We start from the raw sequence: 15,072 nt of genomic DNA, 5'->3' as shown, positions 1-15,072 counted from the left end.
TTTCACTCGTAACGAAGGGCGTCAACGGGAAGCAGTCGGGATGCCCGGCTCGCGGGATACAGACCGAAGAACAAACCGGTCGCGACCGCGACACCGAACGCGAGAAATATCGAGTACGTCGCCACCTGCGGATGGATACCGAGGATGGTGAATCGGCTTCCGCCGACGCCGACGAGGACACCGAGCAGGCCGCCGAACGCCGACAGCAGCACGGATTCGACGACGAACTGCGCCATGATATCGGATCGCTTGGCGCCGATCGCCTTGCGAATGCCGATTTCTCTTGTCCGCTCCGCAACGGTGACGAGCATGATGTTCATGACGCCGATGCCGCCGACCAGGAGGCTGATCGCCGCCACCGCGCCGAGCAGCGACGTGAACACGCGGCTTGACGACTGGGTCGTCTGCAGCAGGCTTGCCTGGTTGAGAATTCGGAAGTCATCGGTGCCGCCCGGGGCGATATGGTGCGTGGACTCAAGCGTTGCGGTGATTTCCGCTTGCGCGGCCGCTTGTCGCTCCGGGGAAGCAGCTTCCACGACGATGCTTGAATACGACGAGGAGTAACCGGTCAGCGTGTCCTGTACGGCCGTGAGCGGTGCGATGACGACGTCGTCTTGATCCTGGGCGCCGTTCGTGCCTTTCACCGCCAGCAGTCCGATGATCTGGAAGGTGACCCCGTTGAACTGGACATTGCTGCCGACCGGGTCGGCGTTCCCGAAGAGGTTCGTTGCGACGGTCTGGCCGATGACGGCGACTCTGTCGTGTTGTGATTCGTCCGCTGCGGTGAAGAAGCTGCCCTCCGCCACCTGATAGTCCTTGATTTGCTGGTAGCTCGGCGTGGTGCCGACGAATGAGGACGGCGCATAGGACACGCCTTGGTACACCGCGGTTACGTTTGGAACGTTGACGACCGGGGCGACGGCGACGATATCGGGATTCTGGTTCCTGTCGGAGAGCGCGGCGACGTCGGCTGCGGTCAAACTGGGCGCCCGGGAGAGTGTTCCGGCGCTCGCTCTGCCGAACGCGCCGAACGCGAATTGCCGGTTGATTTGCAGCAGGTTGGTACCGAGACCTTCGATCGTGCGCCGGATCGTCGCCGATGAGCCGGTGCCGACGGCGACGAGAATGATGACCGAGGCGACCCCGATGAGAATGCCCAGCATCGTGAGCGCAGAGCGGAGCATGTTATGCCCGATGCCCGCAACGGCGATACGAATGTGCTCGAGGCGGATCACGGGATGCTCCCCACGGCACGGTGGCCGGGAAGTCCCGGCCGGGGCGGTGGTCCGGCGAGCGGCGCGATGCGGACGTCGTCCACGATCCGGCCGTCACGCACCCGCACAATGCGCTTGGCGTGGCGGGCGACATCCGCTTCGTGGGTGATGAGCACAATGGTGCGACCCACCTCGTTCAGCTGGGCGAACAGCTCCAAAACCTCCGCGGTCGCTGCTGAATCGAGGTTCCCGGTCGGTTCGTCGGCGAGAACCAGTGATGGATCGACGACGATGGCCCGAGCGACGGCAACTCGTTGCCGTTCACCGCCGGACATCATGGCCGGCCGGTGCCCCAGGCGGTGCGCCAGACCCACCGCATGGAGCGCGGCTACCGCACGGCGGCGCCGTTCGGCACGACGAACCCGGGCGTAGGTGAGCGGTAATTCGACGTTCTGCAGTGCCGTCAATCGCGGGAGAAGGTGGAAGCTCTGGAAAACAAATCCGATACGACGATTTCGTACGGCGGCGAGCTCGTCGTCGTCCATCACGTCGACGTCTATTCCGTCCAGAAGGTAGCGCCCGGACGTCGGGGAATCGAGACAGCCGAGGATATTCATCAGCGTCGTCTTGCCCGAACCGGAGGCGCCCATGATGGCGACGTAATCGCCGCGTTGGACGACCAGTGAAACACCGCGCAGGGCATGGACGCGGGCCGCCCCGCTGCCGTACGTCTTCGTCACCCGCCACAGCCGGATGACCGGTGGTTCTCCGCCCGCCGTCATCCTCGGCCTCCGCCCCCGCCGAAGCCGCCGAAACCGCCACCGACTCCGAAGCCGCCCCCGAGCCCCGGGACACGCGTCGTCGTCGACGTCGAGCTTGTCGTGGTCCGCGTGACGGTAGGCAGGGCGACGACGTCACCAGCCTGAAGCGGACCGGAGATTTCCGTTGTGGTATCACCCTTCAAGCCGACGACGACGTCCACTCGACGCTCCGTGCCGTTCGGCCCGACGACCATGACGTAGGAATCGCCACCCGCACTGCGCACCGCCGCTGACGCGACGTTGAGGACGCCGTCCGCCTCGGCGGTGACCACGGTGACATTGGCGGTCATTCCGGGTTTCACCGCGGGATCCGATTGATCTAGGGAGAAAGTGACCTGATACTCCACGACGTTGTTGGCGACGGTCGCCGTGTCGGCGACTTCGAGCACGTGCGCCGAAAATTCTTTGCCCGGCAGGGCGTTGAGCGTCACGGTCGCCGGGGAGCCGGTGTGAATCTTCGCGGCGTCCGCTTCATCGATATTCGCGACGACCTGAAGATTCGTCAGGTTGGTCAAGGTGATGAAGGCAGCGACGGCCGAGCCGCTGGAGCTGCTGTTCGCCGTGGAGGCGGTAATGCTGGCCGTGTTGCCGCCGCTGATCGTCTCACCCACCGACCCGTTGATGGCTCCGATCGTGCCGTCGGCCGGCGCGGTGAGCGTTGTCGCGTCGAGCGCCTGCTGAGCGGTGTCGACCTGAGATTGTGCTTGTTCCACGGCAGCTTCGGCGCTGTCGACGTCCGACGCGAGCGGCGGCGCAGTCTTCTGAGCGTTGCTGTTCTCGGTGATTTGCGCGTTGAGCTGCGCGTTCGCCACCTGCTGCTGAGCGGCTGCAATGGCTTGCTTGTCCTTTGCGATGCCTTGCTGTTCGGCGGTCTGCGCAGCGGCGACTGCGTCGCTCGCGTTGCTGACCGCTTGCTGATCGCTGGTGATTGTCTGCTGGTCCTTGGCCAGGGTCGCTTGTTCGTTCTGGAGGGCGTTCTGCACGACCGTGGCCTCTGAGTAATCGTCCGTCGGTGAGCCGTCCGCCGCCACTTTGGCTTGATCGTTGGCGACCGCTACCTGGTCCCGCGCGACGGCGAGCTGATCGGCTGGGCAGGCGGGGGAGGATGCTTGGCAATCCGTCTGCTCCTTCGCGGTGTCGTTCTGGAGCTGCAAGGTGTCGGCGTTGAGTTGTGCCTGGTCGATTCCGAGTTGCTGGGCAGCTTGATTGCGCGCCTGGTCGACGGCTTGGGCGAGGCTCTGACTGTCGGTCGTGTACTTCTGCTGGTCAGCCGCGAGTTGCGCCTGCGCTTGCTGCAGTTGTTGCTGCGCCTTGGTGACGGCTGCTGCGAGATTCTGCTCGTCGAATTGCAGGGCCTGGTTGGCGTTGGCAAGCTGCTGATTCGCCTGGGTGACCTGCGCTTGGGCCTGTTGGTTCGCCAGTTGATAGCCCTGTTGCTGCAGCGCAGTGGGGCCCTGTTCCAGTTCGGCGAGTTTTGCTTGCGCCGAGGCGAGCTGAGCTTGGGCGGCGGCGAGATTTGCCTTGGCCTGTGTGGCGTCCAGGCGGGCGAGAACTTGTCCCTGCGTCACCCTCTCGCCGACGGTGACGTCGATTTCCGTGAGCTTGCCACTTGTCGCGAAGTTCACCGCGATGTCATTCGGTGCCGTGACGTTGCCGGTCGCCGAGATGGTCGACATGACCGTGCCCATGGCAACCGTCGTGGTGCGCACCGGGGTATTGGCACTGGACGCCGCCGGCATGCCGAGCGACGCATACGCAATTCCGCCACCGGCGGCGGCTGCGAGAGCCAAGACAAAGTTGATCGCACCGAATCTCGTCCAGCGCATTGTCGAACCGGGCCTCATCTCCGATGGCGACGGTCATGTCCAGCAGCCATCAGGTCAGCAGGGCCGGATGGGAAGAAGCTCAAGCGATCCTGAAGAATTGCTGAGTATCACCCGGTTCGCGTGTGGGCGTCGGGTCCGGGCGGGTGGTGATCGCGGGTTCTTGCCGGCGAAGACATCGGGCGTTCTTCTCAGAGAAAACACAGCGTCTTCTTAGCCTGGTCGCAGCGACTTCCCAGACACTGACGGTGTCCGGACGCGCCGCGCCGGCCGGTGTCCGGACCCGCCGGCCGGCTGACTGTGTCCGGAACCGCCGGCTGACAGAGAAGGGAGCCACCGGTGACCACCGCCGCAACCCGCGTGCTCGTCGTCGACGACGAGCAGAACATCACCGATCTTGTCGCGACCGCGTTGCGCTACGAGGGATTCCAGGTCGCCACCGCCCATACCGGCGTTCAGGCCCTGCAGACGGCGGCCAAGACCCATCCGGATCTCGTGATTCTCGACGTGATGCTCCCGGACATTGATGGCTTTGAGGTGGCTCGCCGGCTCGGCCGCGAGGGCGTACCAACGCCGGTCCTCTTCCTCACGGCGCGGGATGCGACCGAAGACAAGGTCCGCGGTCTGACGGTCGGCGGTGACGATTACGTGACCAAGCCGTTCTCCCTCGCCGAGCTCGTGGCGCGGGTGCACGCGATCCTGCGGCGTACCCGCGGGACGACGAATTCCCGGCTCGTCTTCGCGGACCTGGAGCTCGATGACGACACCCACGAGGTCACCCGCGGCGGCCGGTTGATCGAGCTTACCGCGACGGAGTACCGGCTGCTCCGCTATCTGCTGGCCAACGCGCGCAAAGTTCTCACCCGAGCCCAATTGCTCGACCACGTGTGGGACTACGATTTCGGTGGTGACTCCGGCGTGCTGGAAACATACATCAGCTATCTTCGAAAGAAGATCGACGCTGAGGGACCGCCGCTCATCCATACCGTACGGGGTGTCGGCTACACGCTCCGGCTTCCCCGGGAGAACGAAAAGTCGAAGACCGGTGGTGACCGAAAATCCGCTGCCAAGACCAGCTGACTGGAGCGTCCTGATGCCATGAAGAGCCCCCTGTCGCCGCCGCGTTTCTGGCACTCGCTGTCGCTGCGCGGCCGGCTGCTGATAGGCGTCCTCGGGCTCGTCGCGCTGGGATTGGCGGTGGCCGCGCTCGCCACCCGGGCCTTGCTTGCCTCATTTCTGCTGAACCGTTTCGACAATGACCAGCAGGCCGCGACCCGGCTCGTCGCCCAGATGGTGTTCGCGGACGGCGGTCCCGGCCGCGCACTCTTCGGCGCGCCGGGCCGTCGTGGCGCCGTCACCCGATTGCTGCCGGTCGGCAGTTACGCCGCAGCGGTCACCGCGGGCGGACGGGTGGTGGAGCAATTCGGGTACGACGCGACCGATGCGTGGGTCCCGGTCTCGGCTGCCGAGGCTCCCCGCCTGCCGAGCGATGTGGCATCGCGGACCGCGCCGTTTACGGCGTACACCCCGTCGGGTGCGGCCTACCGGATGGTCGTCGTCCCGCAGCTTCTGGTGAATCCGACCACCGGCGTGCGGTACACCTTCGTCTGGGGGATGCCGCTGCGCGAGGTCGACGCGACGTTGCGGCGGCTCACCATCGTGGAAATCGCTGTCGCTGTGGGTGTTCTCGTCGGCGTGGGTTACCTTGCGTGGTTCGTTCTCGGTCTCGGACTTCGACCCCTGCGAGCAATCGAGCGGGCCGCGGATGACATCGCCGCCGGTCAGCTCTCCCGGCGGGTGGCGTATGCCGATACCCGCAACGAAGTCGGCCGGCTGGGCGCGGCGTTCAACACCATGGTGAGCCGTATCGAGGAAGCCTTCGCCGTACGGGCCGCATCGGAAGAACGGCTGCGCCGGTTCCTGGCCGACGCTTCGCATGAATTGCGTACGCCGCTTACCTCGATCCGCGGGTACGCCGAACTCTTCCGGCGCGGCGCGGCGCGTCGCCCGGATGACCTCGAGAAGGCAATGCGCCGCATCGAAGAAGAGGCGACCCGGATGGGTGTTCTCGTCGACGAATTGCTGCTGTTGGCCCGGCTCGACCAAGGACGCCAGCCCGTGCGTGAGCCAGTTCTTCTTGCCGAGCTTGTCGCCGACGCGTGCGAGGATTTCCGGGCAGCCGCACCGGACCGGCAGGTGCGCGTGGACGCCGACCCCGACGTGGTCGTCAGCGGTGACGAATTGCAACTCCGGCAGGTCGTGACCAATCTGCTTACCAACGTGCGGGTGCACACTCCACCAGGGACGCCGGTGGACATTCGCCTCGCCGCTGAGAACGGTTGGGCGGTGCTGGAGGTCACCGACTACGGTCTCGGCTTGCCGGCGGCGGATTTGCCGCGGGTGTTCGACCGTTTCTATCGCGCGGATCCGTCCCGCACCCGCGACCACGGGGGCGCCGGACTTGGCTTGGCCATTGTGGCAAGCGTGGTACAGGCACATGGCGGGCGCGTCGGCGTACGCAATGTTCCCGGAGCGGGGGCGTGTTTCCGGGTGGAACTCCCGCTGCTGGCGGAATTCCCATCCAATTCCCAGCTCACGCCCAACCTTCAGGGGCAGGTGAACCAGATGATGGAGCCAGACCTGAAGGAGGCCATGAATGACCGAAACACCTGATTGGTACCGCACGCCGGGCGGCGAATATCCCGCTGCGCCGCCGCCCCCGCAGTCCGATCTGCTTGCCCACGAGCCGCGCCGTCCGCGCCGCATGCTGGCCTGGACGACCCTCGGTGTGGTGAGCGCCGCCGCAGTCGCGGCCGGCGTGTATTTTGCCGGCGGCGGGAGCGGGAACAGCGCGCAGCCAAGCAGCGACGTCGTCGCTGCCCTCGCGGCGAGTTCCTCATCCCCAGCGCCGTCCCAATCGCCGGCACCGGGCGGGCCGGGCCGCGGCCGGCATCTTGGCCCTCGGGACATTTTTGGGCGGTTCGAGGGCAACCTGCTGCACGGTGAGGCAACCGTCCAGACCCGGCAAGGGATCGAGGTCGTCGACGTGCAGCGCGGACGGGTGATCGGGGTGAGTGCAACGTCGATCACCGTGCAGAGCACGGACAATGTGACCTTCACCTACGTCGTGACCGGCCAGACGAAAATCCTCGACCTGGCTCTGCCGCGCGGCACCAAGGCCACTATCAGTGACGTGAAGGTCGGGGACACCGTCCGCATCTGGGCCGTGCGGAGCGGCAACACCCGCACCGCGCGGTTGATCGTCGACGGCCAGTTCCCGCGCCACGCGCCGGGTACGCCGGCTCCGTCGCCGTCACCTAGCGGAGCGGCCGCCTGAGCGGCGCCGCGGCGCCGTCGCCCGGCGGACAGGTTGGTCGACGCCAGCCGGGTGAGGGTCGGTAACACCGTCTCGTCGAATTCCGCCACCGCGAGCGGCCGGCATGCCTGCGCGATGCGGATCGTGGCACCGCCACCTTCCGCGGGGGGCTTTCGCACTAGGCTGTCGAGTGCCCGCTCGCGGAGGGCGGACGGCGGTAAGGAGACGGCGTGACACTAGCGCTCGACGAGCAACTTCGACCGCTTCGACTGGCCGGTACCGCCCTACCGACGGTCGGCAAGGTCCGGATGTACGTCTGCGGGGTCACCCCGTACGACGTGACACATCTTGGCCACGCGGCGACGTACATCTGGGTCGATGTCCTCACCCGGTTGCTCCGTCAGCTCGGCACCGACGTTGAAGTCTGCCGCAACGTGACCGACGTCGACGACGTCCTCCTGGACGCCGCCCGGCGCGCCGGTGCGTCGTACGACGCATTCGCTGCTGTGCAGCAATTCCATTTCGAGCAGGACATGGCGGCACTCGGGGTCCGGCCGCCGACGCATGAACCACGGGCGCACAATTTCGTTCGCAACGTGGTGAGTCTCGCCGCCGGGCTGGTGGACGCCGGGAAGGCCTACGTCCGCAACGGGTCGGTGTATTTCCGGGGCGCCGACGTACCCGTCCGCGCCGGCCTTTCGGCTGACGAGGCACGGCAACTCGCGGCCGAATTCAACGACGAACCAGACGATCCCGCCAAGGAGAATCCGTTCGACGTGGCAATTTGGCGGGCGAGTGGTGAGGGCGTCCCGGCGTGGCCGAGCCCGTGGGGTCCCGGGCGGCCGGGATGGCACGCCGAGTGCGCCGCGATGGCGATGACGGTTTTCGGCCCGGCTTTGGACATTCACGCCGGCGGCGCTGACCTGCGGTTCCCCCATCACGCCTATGAAGCGGCGCTGGCCGAGGCCCTTACCGGAGTGCGGCCGTTCGCGCGGACCTGGCTGCGGGTCGGCATGGTCCACCACGGTGGGCGGAAAATGGCGAAGTCAGCGGGAAATCTCGTCCTCGTCTCCGACCTGCTCGCCGCTCATCCCGCGGCCGCGCTGCGCATGTACGTGGTCCACCGCCGTTGGCCGCAGCCGTGGGAATTCGATGCACGCGAGTTGCAACGCGCCGAGGCGGACGTCGACGCGCTCTTCACGGCGGCGGCCCGTCCCGGGCGTTCCGACGGGCGGGAGGCGGTTCTTGCCGCGCTCCGTGACGACCTCGACGTGCCGACGGCGTTTCAGGTTGCCGTTGACGAAGGCGGTGCGGCCGCCCGGCTCCTGGTCGACGTGCTCGGATTGCGATAAGGCAGCGGAATTCTCCGGCCACGCCGCAACCACAGACGGGGGTGGCCGGCCGCGCGGAGTGGGGAGAGCGCTAACCGGCAGGTCCGGTCGGCAGCCCGGCGGGGTTGAGGTAGCGGTTGAACCAGTCACGCGTCCGTTCCCACGCGTCCGCCGCCGACGGTTGATGGAAATGAGCCGGCCGGGCTGAGCAGTGAAAACCGTGACCTGCTTCCGGATAGCGGACAACCGCGGTCGGCACCGGTGCGCGTGCTGCTTCGCTGCGCAGGAATTCGATGTCCGCGACAGGGATCGTCGTATCGCGGTCGCCGTACAGGCCCAGCCACGGGGTACGCAGCAGCGGGACACGGTCCGCGAGCGGGGCGAAGCCGAAACGTCCCTGCCGGATTCCGGCACCGTAGAACGTGACGGCGGCACCGAACGCCTGTTCGGTCGCGACGGCGCACGCGATCGACCCGCCCATGCAGAATCCGAGAATGCCGACAGAGCGGTCGGTCAGTCCGGCGGCACCGAGTCGTTGCACGGCGCTGCGGATATCCGCGCGAATCTGGTCGGCCGCCAGTTGTGCCATGACGTCCTTCGCCTTGTTGAGATCGTCGTAGCTGATGGCGTCGATGCCGTGGCGGTGGAAGAGGTTCGGCGCGATAGCGTGAAATCCGTCCTCGGCCAAGGCGGCGCAGACGCCGCGGATGTAGTCGGTGAGGCCGAACGCTTCGTGGACGACGATGATGCCTCCCCGCCGGTCAGCCGGAACTGCTTCGTACGCCGGCACCGGCGCGTCCTCGCCGTCCAACAGGACGCGGTGCACTTCCACGCCGAGACAGCCTACGTGGCCGTCCTCCCGCGCGGGGTTCCGCCGGGTGCACCACAGGATCGCTGTTCGTCACGGAGATTCCGCCGGGTGCAACTCCGGATCGGCGTCCCGGAAGCTGCGCACGGGACCGACCGGGGTGTCACGGGTTTCGAAGCGGACGGTGACCCACCCCCGGCCGGAGCCCTGGACCCAGCCGGGGCCGTACCGACGGTGGACGACGTCCTGCCCGGGTGTCCACGGCACCGCAGACGCGGGCGGATCAGTGTGCATCGGTGACGCCGTGCCCGGCGTGCCGGTGCTGACCTCACCGGCGCCGCCGGTTGGGCGGCCGCCACGGTCGTCGGCGAAGAGGTTGAGCTGCACCCAATCGGTCAGGCCGGATATGCCGACACCGATCAACCGCACCCCGGAGCTGGTATCCACCTCGGTGAGCAGTCGTTCCGCCAGCCGGCGGACGACCCGGACGTCGTCGGTCGGGGCCGGCAGGGTTGCCGACCGGGTCAGGGTGGTGAAATCGGTGAGCCGGACCTTGACCGAGATCGTGCGGCCGGAGAGCGTGTGCGCCCGGAGCCGCTCGACGACGCGCTCCGCCATCGCGCGGACCACGATCCGCAGCCGCCCCGGGTCGGCAATGTCCTGGTCGAAGGTGTCCTCCACGCTCACGGATTTCGCCGCGCGGTCCGCGCAGACAGCCCGGTCATCCCAACCGTGCGCGAGGGCCCACAGGTGACGGCCGTGCGCACGGCCGAGGAGGTTCGCGGCTTCCTCCTCGGAGAGGGCAGCCAGCTCCCCGATGGTGTGGACACCGACGTTGTGCAATCGGGCTGCCGTAGCCGGGCCGACCCCGGGAATCCGGGTCACCGGAAGCGGGGCGAGAAAATCCGCCTCGGCGCCGGCCGGTACGACGCGCAGTCCATCAGGCTTGTCGAGGTCGGAGGCGATTTTGGCCACCAATTTGGAATTCCCGGCTCCGACGGAAATCGACAAACCGGTGACCGCTCGCACCTTCTCCTTGATACGCCGGGCGATTTCCACCGCTGCCTCGGTCGAGATCGGCTCGTGAGCAGAGGTGGCGATGTCGAGGTAAGCCTCGTCGAGCGAGAGTGGTTCAACCAGAGCGGAGAATTCCGCAAAAATATCCATGATCTGCGCGCTGACCGCGCGGTACACCGCAAAGCGGGGGGCGAGGAAGGCGGCCTGCGGGCACCGGGCCCGCGCTTCGACCATGGACATCGCCGACCGGACGCCGTACCGGCGCGCCTCGTAACTCGCGGTAGCGACGACACCGCGCGGACCAAGACCCCCGACGATAACCGGATGGCCGCGAAGCGAGGGTTTGTCCCGCTGCTCGACCGCGGCGTAGAACGCGTCGACATCGGCGTGCAACACCGACGGGCTCGTCCGCAGGCGCCGCGCCGGGCGGGACGTGATCGACGACTCCTCACCAGGCCAGGACACGATGCCGTCCACTCTGGTTTCCTTGCCGGTTCCTGGCGCCCGGCATACCCTGAAGAAACCAGCCCGTCAACCGAACATTCGGTCGGTTGACGAGAGGAGGAGTGCCGTGGCAGCCGACGACCCCACCGCGGCCGGCTTGGACGAGTTGACGGCCCGATTCGAAGCGACGATCGCAGCGAATGAGCGGATCGAACCGCGGGACTGGATGCCCGACGGGTATCGCCAGACCCTGATTCGTCAGATCGCGCAGCATGCCCACTCAGAGATCATCGGGATGCAACCGGAGGCGAACTGGATCACGAGGGCGCCCTCGCTGCTCCGCAAAGCGATCCTCCTAGCCAAGGTCCAAGACGAAGCCGGTCACGGACTCTACCTTTACGCTGCGGCGGAGACGCTCGGTGTCAGCCGCGCCGAGCTCTTCGAGCTCCTGCACAGCCGCAAGCAGAAGTACTCCAGCATTTTCAACTACCCGACCCTTACCTGGGCGGACGTCGGCGCTATCGGGTGGCTGGTCGACGGTGCGGCGATCACCAACCAGGTGCCGCTCTGCCGGTGCTCGTACGGGCCGTACGCCCGCGCGATGATCCGAATCTGTAAGGAGGAATCGTTCCATCAGCGTCAGGGCTTTGACATCCTCTACCGGTTGAGCCACGGCACGCCCGCGCAGCACGAGATGGCGCAAGACGCGGTCAACCGCTGGTGGTGGCCGAGCCTCATGATGTTCGGTCCGCCGGATGACCAATCCCCGCATACTGCGCAGTCGATGGCCTGGGGAATCAAGCGGTTCACCAACGACGAATTGCGGCAGAAATTCGTCGACATGATTGTGCCGCAGGCGGCGGTTCTCGGTCTCACCCTGCCTGACCCGCAGCTGCGCTGGAATCCCGAGCGGGGCCACTACGACTTTGGACCGATTGACTGGTCGGAGTTCTACCGAGTCATCGGCGGCGGCGGCCCATGCAACGAGCAGCGGTTGCGTCACCGGATCGAGGCGTACACCGCGGGGGCGTGGGTGCGGGAGGCGGCGGCGGCGTACGCCGCCAAGCACGGGCAGCGGACGGCGGCATGATGGCAACCTCGGCGGAATGGCCGTTGTGGGAAGTCTTCATCCGGCCCCGGCGTGGGCTGGCCCACGTGCATGCCGGGAGCGTTCATGCCCCCGACGCGGCGATGGCCTTGCGCAATGCCCGGGACGTCTACACTCGACGGGGCGAGGGCGTGAGCATCTGGGTTATCGCCTCGAAGGACATCGTGGCCTCGAGTCCGGAGGAGAAGGATCCGTTCTTCGATCCGGCGGCGGATAAGGTCTATCGGCATCCGACGTTTTACTCGTTACCGGAGGAGGTGCGGCAGATGTGACTACCGATCCGTTGCTCTTCACATACACGCTGCGCCTCGGTGACGACGCACTGATTCTCGCGCAGCGGTTGTCGGAGTGGGCGTCGCGCGCGCCGGAGATCGAAGAGGACATCGCGTTGACGAACATCGCCTTGGATCTCCTTGGCCAGGCGCGCGTGCTGCTCGATTACGCCGGCAAGGTGGAGGGCGCCGGCCGTGACGAGGATGACCTTGCGTATCTGCGGACCGAACCGGAATTTCTCAATGTCCACCTTGTCGAACAGGAGAACGGCGACTTTGCGCACACCATCGCCCGGCAGTTGTTCTTCAGCACCTACCAGCTCGCGCTGTACGAGGAGCTGATCTCATCAAAGGACGACGTCCTCGCCGGCGTCGCGGCTAAGGGCGTGAAGGAGGCGGCGTACCATCGCGACCACGCGCAGCAGTGGACGTTGCGGCTCGGCGATGGTACGGAGGAGAGTCACCGCCGCATGCAGGCCGCGGTCGACCGGTTCTGGCCGTTCACCCCGGAATTGTTCGAGTCCGACGAGGTCACCCGCGCGCTTGCCGCCCGCGGCATCGGCGTCGACCCGTCCGTTCTCCGGCCCCGGTGGGAGCAGGCCATCGACGACGTGCTGCGGGAGGCGACGCTCCGTAAACCCGAACTCATCTGGGCGTCGTACGGCGGCCGCCGCGGCGTGCACACCGAGTGCTTCGGATACCTGCTCGCCGAAATGCAGTACCTGCACCGCTTGCACCCGGACGCATCATGGTGAGCCTGCCTGAACTGCGCGAGCGGATCGCCGGCATTCCCGATCCGGAATTGCCGGTCGTCACCATCGGCGACTTAGGAATTCTTCGCGAGGTACGGACCGACGGTCCGTCCGTCGAGGTGCGGATAACGCCGACCTACGTCGGCTGCCCGGCGCTGGACGTCATCCGGACGGAGATCCGCCGGGTGCTGGAGGACGCCGGATTTCCGGACGGGAAGGTCTCGGTGGTCTTCGCGCCGCCGTGGGGGACCGGCGACATCAGCGCGGAGGGACGGCGAAAGCTTGCCGCGGCAGGCATCGCCCCACCATCGGCCGACGCACCCGCCTGCCCGCAGTGCGGTTCGCCGCACACCGAGGTGCTGAGCGCGTTCGGGGCCACCCTGTGCCAGTCGCTGCGGCGCTGTACCAGCTGCCGCGAGCCGTTTCCGGCGATGAAACCGCACTGAGCCCGTGGCGGGTCGATTTCATGCCCTTCGGGTCGCGGCCATCGACCGGCTCACCGAGGACGCCGCGGCGGTGACCTTCGAGGTGCCCGCGGCACTCGCTGACGAGTATCGCTTCCTTCCCGGCCAGCACGTCATCGTGCGTTGTCCGGCTGCAGGCGACGACAAGCGGCGCGCCTACTCCCTCTGCTCCCCGCCGCCGACCCTCCGCATCGGCGTGAAACGCATTCCTAACGGGGTTTTCTCTCGGTACGTGATGGAGGAAATGCGACCCGGTGACGTCGTCGACGTGATGACCCCGACCGGGCGGTTCGTTCCCAGCCCGGATCCGGGTATTCGCCGGCGTACGGCGGTCTGCGCCGGCAGCGGAATCACCCCTGTTCTCTCCATGATGGCGGCTGCCTTGGCGGCCGATTCAGCGGCGGTTTTCCAACTGGTGTACGGAAACCGCAGCACGGCGAGCGTCATGTTTCTCGACGAGATTGCCGACCTGAAGGACCGTTATCCCGACCGGCTCGAGGTGGTGCACGTCTTCTCCCGCGAACCCCGCGAATCGGAGCTGCTCACCGGCCGCTTGGACCGGGCGAAAATCGCTGCCTTGCTGGACGCCTTCGGATTCGTTGAGCGTACGGACGAGTGGTTCGTGTGCGGTCCGCTCGGCGTGATCGAGGCGGCCCGGGCGGAATTACGGTCCCGCGGCGTACCCGCCGAGCGGGTGCACACCGAGCTTTTTCACGTCGACACCGTCACCGCACCGCGGATACCGCAGACCGAAACGGGCGTCGCGACGGTGCAGGTCCGGCTCGGCGGGCGGACAACGGAGGTGCACGTCGGGTACGACCAGGACGTCCTGCACGCGGTGCTTCCCGTACGCGCCGACGTACCGTACGGCTGCACCAACGGCATGTGCGGGACGTGCAGGGCGCGGCTCGTGGCGGGCGACGTCGTGATGCGCCAGTGTTACGCCCTCGACGAGGCGGACCGGGCGGCCGGGTTCGTCCTCACGTGCCAAGCCATGCCGCGGACACCGCGGATTTCGCTGGATTACGACGCGTAGGCGCGTCCGGCGTCCGCTGGGCCGTGCGGCGCGAAGGGTCCTGGGTGTGACGCGGCGAATGCTGCTCACGCCGGCGGCATCACCGGCGCGCTATCCGGCCGCACGCTGCTGCAGGGTGAACCAGCCGATCCGGCGGATCCGGCCTCGGCTCGTGACAAGCGCCTGCCCGAGGAGGCGTTCGCCGATGTCCACCACCTCGTCGACGAGGTCTCGGAATGGCCAGAGCCGGTTCTCCGGCGCCGAACGGTAGTCCAGCCGCAGCACCTCCCGCCCCGGAACCAGGAGGCTCGGTCCGATCGTCGCCGTGAACGGCGCAATCCCAACCCGTCCGGGGCCCTCATCGATCGACGGATGGTGGGGCGCAAAGAGCCGGAGCAGTCCGACGGCACCCGCCTTGGCGATGGTGTGACCGCGTCCGGTGGAGGCGGAGAAACGCAATCCCTGCCAGGGGAACAGCCAGCCTGCAAGTGCCTCGAGCACGGGGTCGAGACCGTAGCCGACGGTCAGTGCCACCAGCCGGATGGTGAATTCGCCGTCCGGGAGCGGCGGTACCGACCCGGCGCGCAGCAGTTTGTCCAATTCCGTGAGGCCGGCCTGCCGGTCGAGGCGCAGCAGGCCGAGCGCCCGCCAGAAATCCGGTTGGCCCTCTGCCATGCCACAAGTCTC

The 15,072-nt window shown here is 67.0% G+C and carries 15 protein-coding genes; 9 read left to right on the top strand and 6 right to left on the bottom strand.

Annotated features, from left to right (window positions below; genetic code table 11):
* Nucleotides 1-2: 2 nt before the first annotated feature.
* From ACEL_RS07485 to ACEL_RS11525, 3 genes are read right to left on the bottom strand one after another with little or no spacing between them, the layout of a single operon-like run.
* Nucleotides 3-1,235: an ABC transporter permease gene (locus tag ACEL_RS07485; protein WP_011720287.1), complete on the bottom strand. Its 1,233-nt coding sequence runs from the start codon at nucleotides 1,233-1,235 to the stop codon at nucleotides 3-5.
* Entirely contained in the window at nucleotides 1,232-1,996 is a 765-nt protein-coding gene (locus tag ACEL_RS07480; protein ID WP_011720286.1) for an ABC transporter ATP-binding protein, read from the bottom strand. The genes ACEL_RS07485 and ACEL_RS07480 overlap by 4 nt, the downstream gene beginning before the upstream one ends.
* Nucleotides 1,993-3,861, bottom strand: a complete 1,869-nt coding sequence (locus ACEL_RS11525; protein ID WP_011720285.1) for an HlyD family efflux transporter periplasmic adaptor subunit — start codon at nucleotides 3,859-3,861, stop codon at nucleotides 1,993-1,995. Before ACEL_RS11525 ends, ACEL_RS07480 begins: the two co-directional genes overlap by 4 nt.
* 336 nt (nucleotides 3,862-4,197) lie before the next feature.
* Between ACEL_RS11525 and ACEL_RS07465 the strand changes: the two genes are divergently transcribed.
* From ACEL_RS07465 to ACEL_RS07450, 4 genes are all read left to right on the top strand, one after another.
* Nucleotides 4,198-4,938, top strand: coding sequence for a response regulator transcription factor (locus ACEL_RS07465; protein WP_011720284.1), 741 nt, complete (start codon nucleotides 4,198-4,200; stop codon nucleotides 4,936-4,938).
* 18 nt (nucleotides 4,939-4,956) lie between these two features.
* On the top strand, nucleotides 4,957-6,531 hold the full coding sequence (locus ACEL_RS07460; protein WP_011720283.1) for a sensor histidine kinase: 1,575 nt from the start codon (nucleotides 4,957-4,959) through the stop codon (nucleotides 6,529-6,531).
* Entirely contained in the window at nucleotides 6,515-7,195 is a 681-nt protein-coding gene (locus ACEL_RS11520) for a hypothetical protein (RefSeq protein ID WP_011720282.1), read from the top strand. The genes ACEL_RS07460 and ACEL_RS11520 overlap by 17 nt, the downstream gene beginning before the upstream one ends.
* A gap of 209 nt (nucleotides 7,196-7,404) precedes the next feature.
* Nucleotides 7,405-8,526, top strand: a complete 1,122-nt coding sequence (locus ACEL_RS07450) for a class I tRNA ligase family protein (RefSeq protein ID WP_011720281.1) — start codon at nucleotides 7,405-7,407, stop codon at nucleotides 8,524-8,526.
* 70 nt (nucleotides 8,527-8,596) lie between these two features.
* On the opposite strand, the gene ACEL_RS07445 is transcribed toward ACEL_RS07450, so the two are convergent.
* Together ACEL_RS07445 and ACEL_RS07440 are read right to left on the bottom strand one after the other, a co-directional pair.
* Entirely contained in the window at nucleotides 8,597-9,337 is a 741-nt protein-coding gene (locus tag ACEL_RS07445; RefSeq protein ID WP_011720280.1) for a dienelactone hydrolase family protein, read from the bottom strand.
* A gap of 69 nt (nucleotides 9,338-9,406) precedes the next feature.
* Entirely contained in the window at nucleotides 9,407-10,807 is a 1,401-nt protein-coding gene (locus ACEL_RS07440; RefSeq protein ID WP_011720279.1) for a DNA polymerase IV, read from the bottom strand.
* A gap of 94 nt (nucleotides 10,808-10,901) precedes the next feature.
* Here ACEL_RS07440 and paaA point away from each other — a divergent pair, with 94 nt between their 5' ends.
* The 5 genes from paaA to ACEL_RS07415 are packed head-to-tail and all read left to right on the top strand — an operon-like array spanning nucleotide 10,902 to nucleotide 14,406.
* Complete coding sequence (gene paaA, locus ACEL_RS07435; RefSeq protein ID WP_011720278.1) at nucleotides 10,902-11,864, top strand: 1,2-phenylacetyl-CoA epoxidase subunit PaaA; 963 nt, start codon at nucleotides 10,902-10,904, stop codon at nucleotides 11,862-11,864.
* The gene (paaB, locus tag ACEL_RS07430; RefSeq protein WP_011720277.1) at nucleotides 11,861-12,154 is read left to right on the top strand and encodes a 1,2-phenylacetyl-CoA epoxidase subunit PaaB; all 294 of its coding nucleotides are present in this window, start codon (nucleotides 11,861-11,863) and stop codon (nucleotides 12,152-12,154) included. Before paaA ends, paaB begins: the two co-directional genes overlap by 4 nt.
* The gene (gene paaC, locus ACEL_RS07425) at nucleotides 12,151-12,909 is read left to right on the top strand and encodes a 1,2-phenylacetyl-CoA epoxidase subunit PaaC (protein ID WP_011720276.1); all 759 of its coding nucleotides are present in this window, start codon (nucleotides 12,151-12,153) and stop codon (nucleotides 12,907-12,909) included. Before paaB ends, paaC begins: the two co-directional genes overlap by 4 nt.
* The gene (gene paaD / locus ACEL_RS07420) at nucleotides 12,903-13,352 is read left to right on the top strand and encodes a 1,2-phenylacetyl-CoA epoxidase subunit PaaD (protein ID WP_011720275.1); all 450 of its coding nucleotides are present in this window, start codon (nucleotides 12,903-12,905) and stop codon (nucleotides 13,350-13,352) included. The genes paaC and paaD overlap by 7 nt, the downstream gene beginning before the upstream one ends.
* A gap of 4 nt (nucleotides 13,353-13,356) precedes the next feature.
* A complete protein-coding gene (locus ACEL_RS07415) occupies nucleotides 13,357-14,406 on the top strand; it encodes a 2Fe-2S iron-sulfur cluster-binding protein (RefSeq protein ID WP_011720274.1) in 1,050 nt (349 codons plus the stop codon).
* 90 nt (nucleotides 14,407-14,496) lie between these two features.
* On the opposite strand, the gene ACEL_RS07410 is transcribed toward ACEL_RS07415, so the two are convergent.
* Nucleotides 14,497-15,060: a hypothetical protein gene (locus ACEL_RS07410; RefSeq protein ID WP_041835003.1), complete on the bottom strand. Its 564-nt coding sequence runs from the start codon at nucleotides 15,058-15,060 to the stop codon at nucleotides 14,497-14,499.
* Between the last annotated feature and the right edge of the window lie 12 nt (nucleotides 15,061-15,072).

The sequence above is a fragment of the Acidothermus cellulolyticus 11B genome, assembly GCF_000015025.1.
GTDB lineage: Bacteria > Actinomycetota > Actinomycetes > Acidothermales > Acidothermaceae > Acidothermus > Acidothermus cellulolyticus.
The sequence above is the reverse complement of the archived record's forward strand: the minus strand, read 5'-3'. Positions and strand labels throughout refer to the sequence as shown.

Coding starts and splice junctions, on each gene's coding strand:
- ACEL_RS07480 (WP_011720286.1), bottom strand. CDS start 1,996: ATGACGGCGGGCGGAGAACCACCGGTCATCCGGCTGTGGCGGGTGACG.
- ACEL_RS11525 (WP_011720285.1), bottom strand. CDS start 3,861: ATGCGCTGGACGAGATTCGGTGCGATCAACTTTGTCTTGGCTCTCGCA.
- ACEL_RS07460 (WP_011720283.1), top strand. CDS start 4,957: ATGAAGAGCCCCCTGTCGCCGCCGCGTTTCTGGCACTCGCTGTCGCTG.
- ACEL_RS11520 (WP_011720282.1), top strand. CDS start 6,515: ATGACCGAAACACCTGATTGGTACCGCACGCCGGGCGGCGAATATCCC.
- paaB (WP_011720277.1), top strand. CDS start 11,861: ATGATGGCAACCTCGGCGGAATGGCCGTTGTGGGAAGTCTTCATCCGG.
- paaD (WP_011720275.1), top strand. CDS start 12,903: ATGGTGAGCCTGCCTGAACTGCGCGAGCGGATCGCCGGCATTCCCGAT.
- ACEL_RS07410 (WP_041835003.1), bottom strand. CDS start 15,060: ATGGCAGAGGGCCAACCGGATTTCTGGCGGGCGCTCGGCCTGCTGCGC.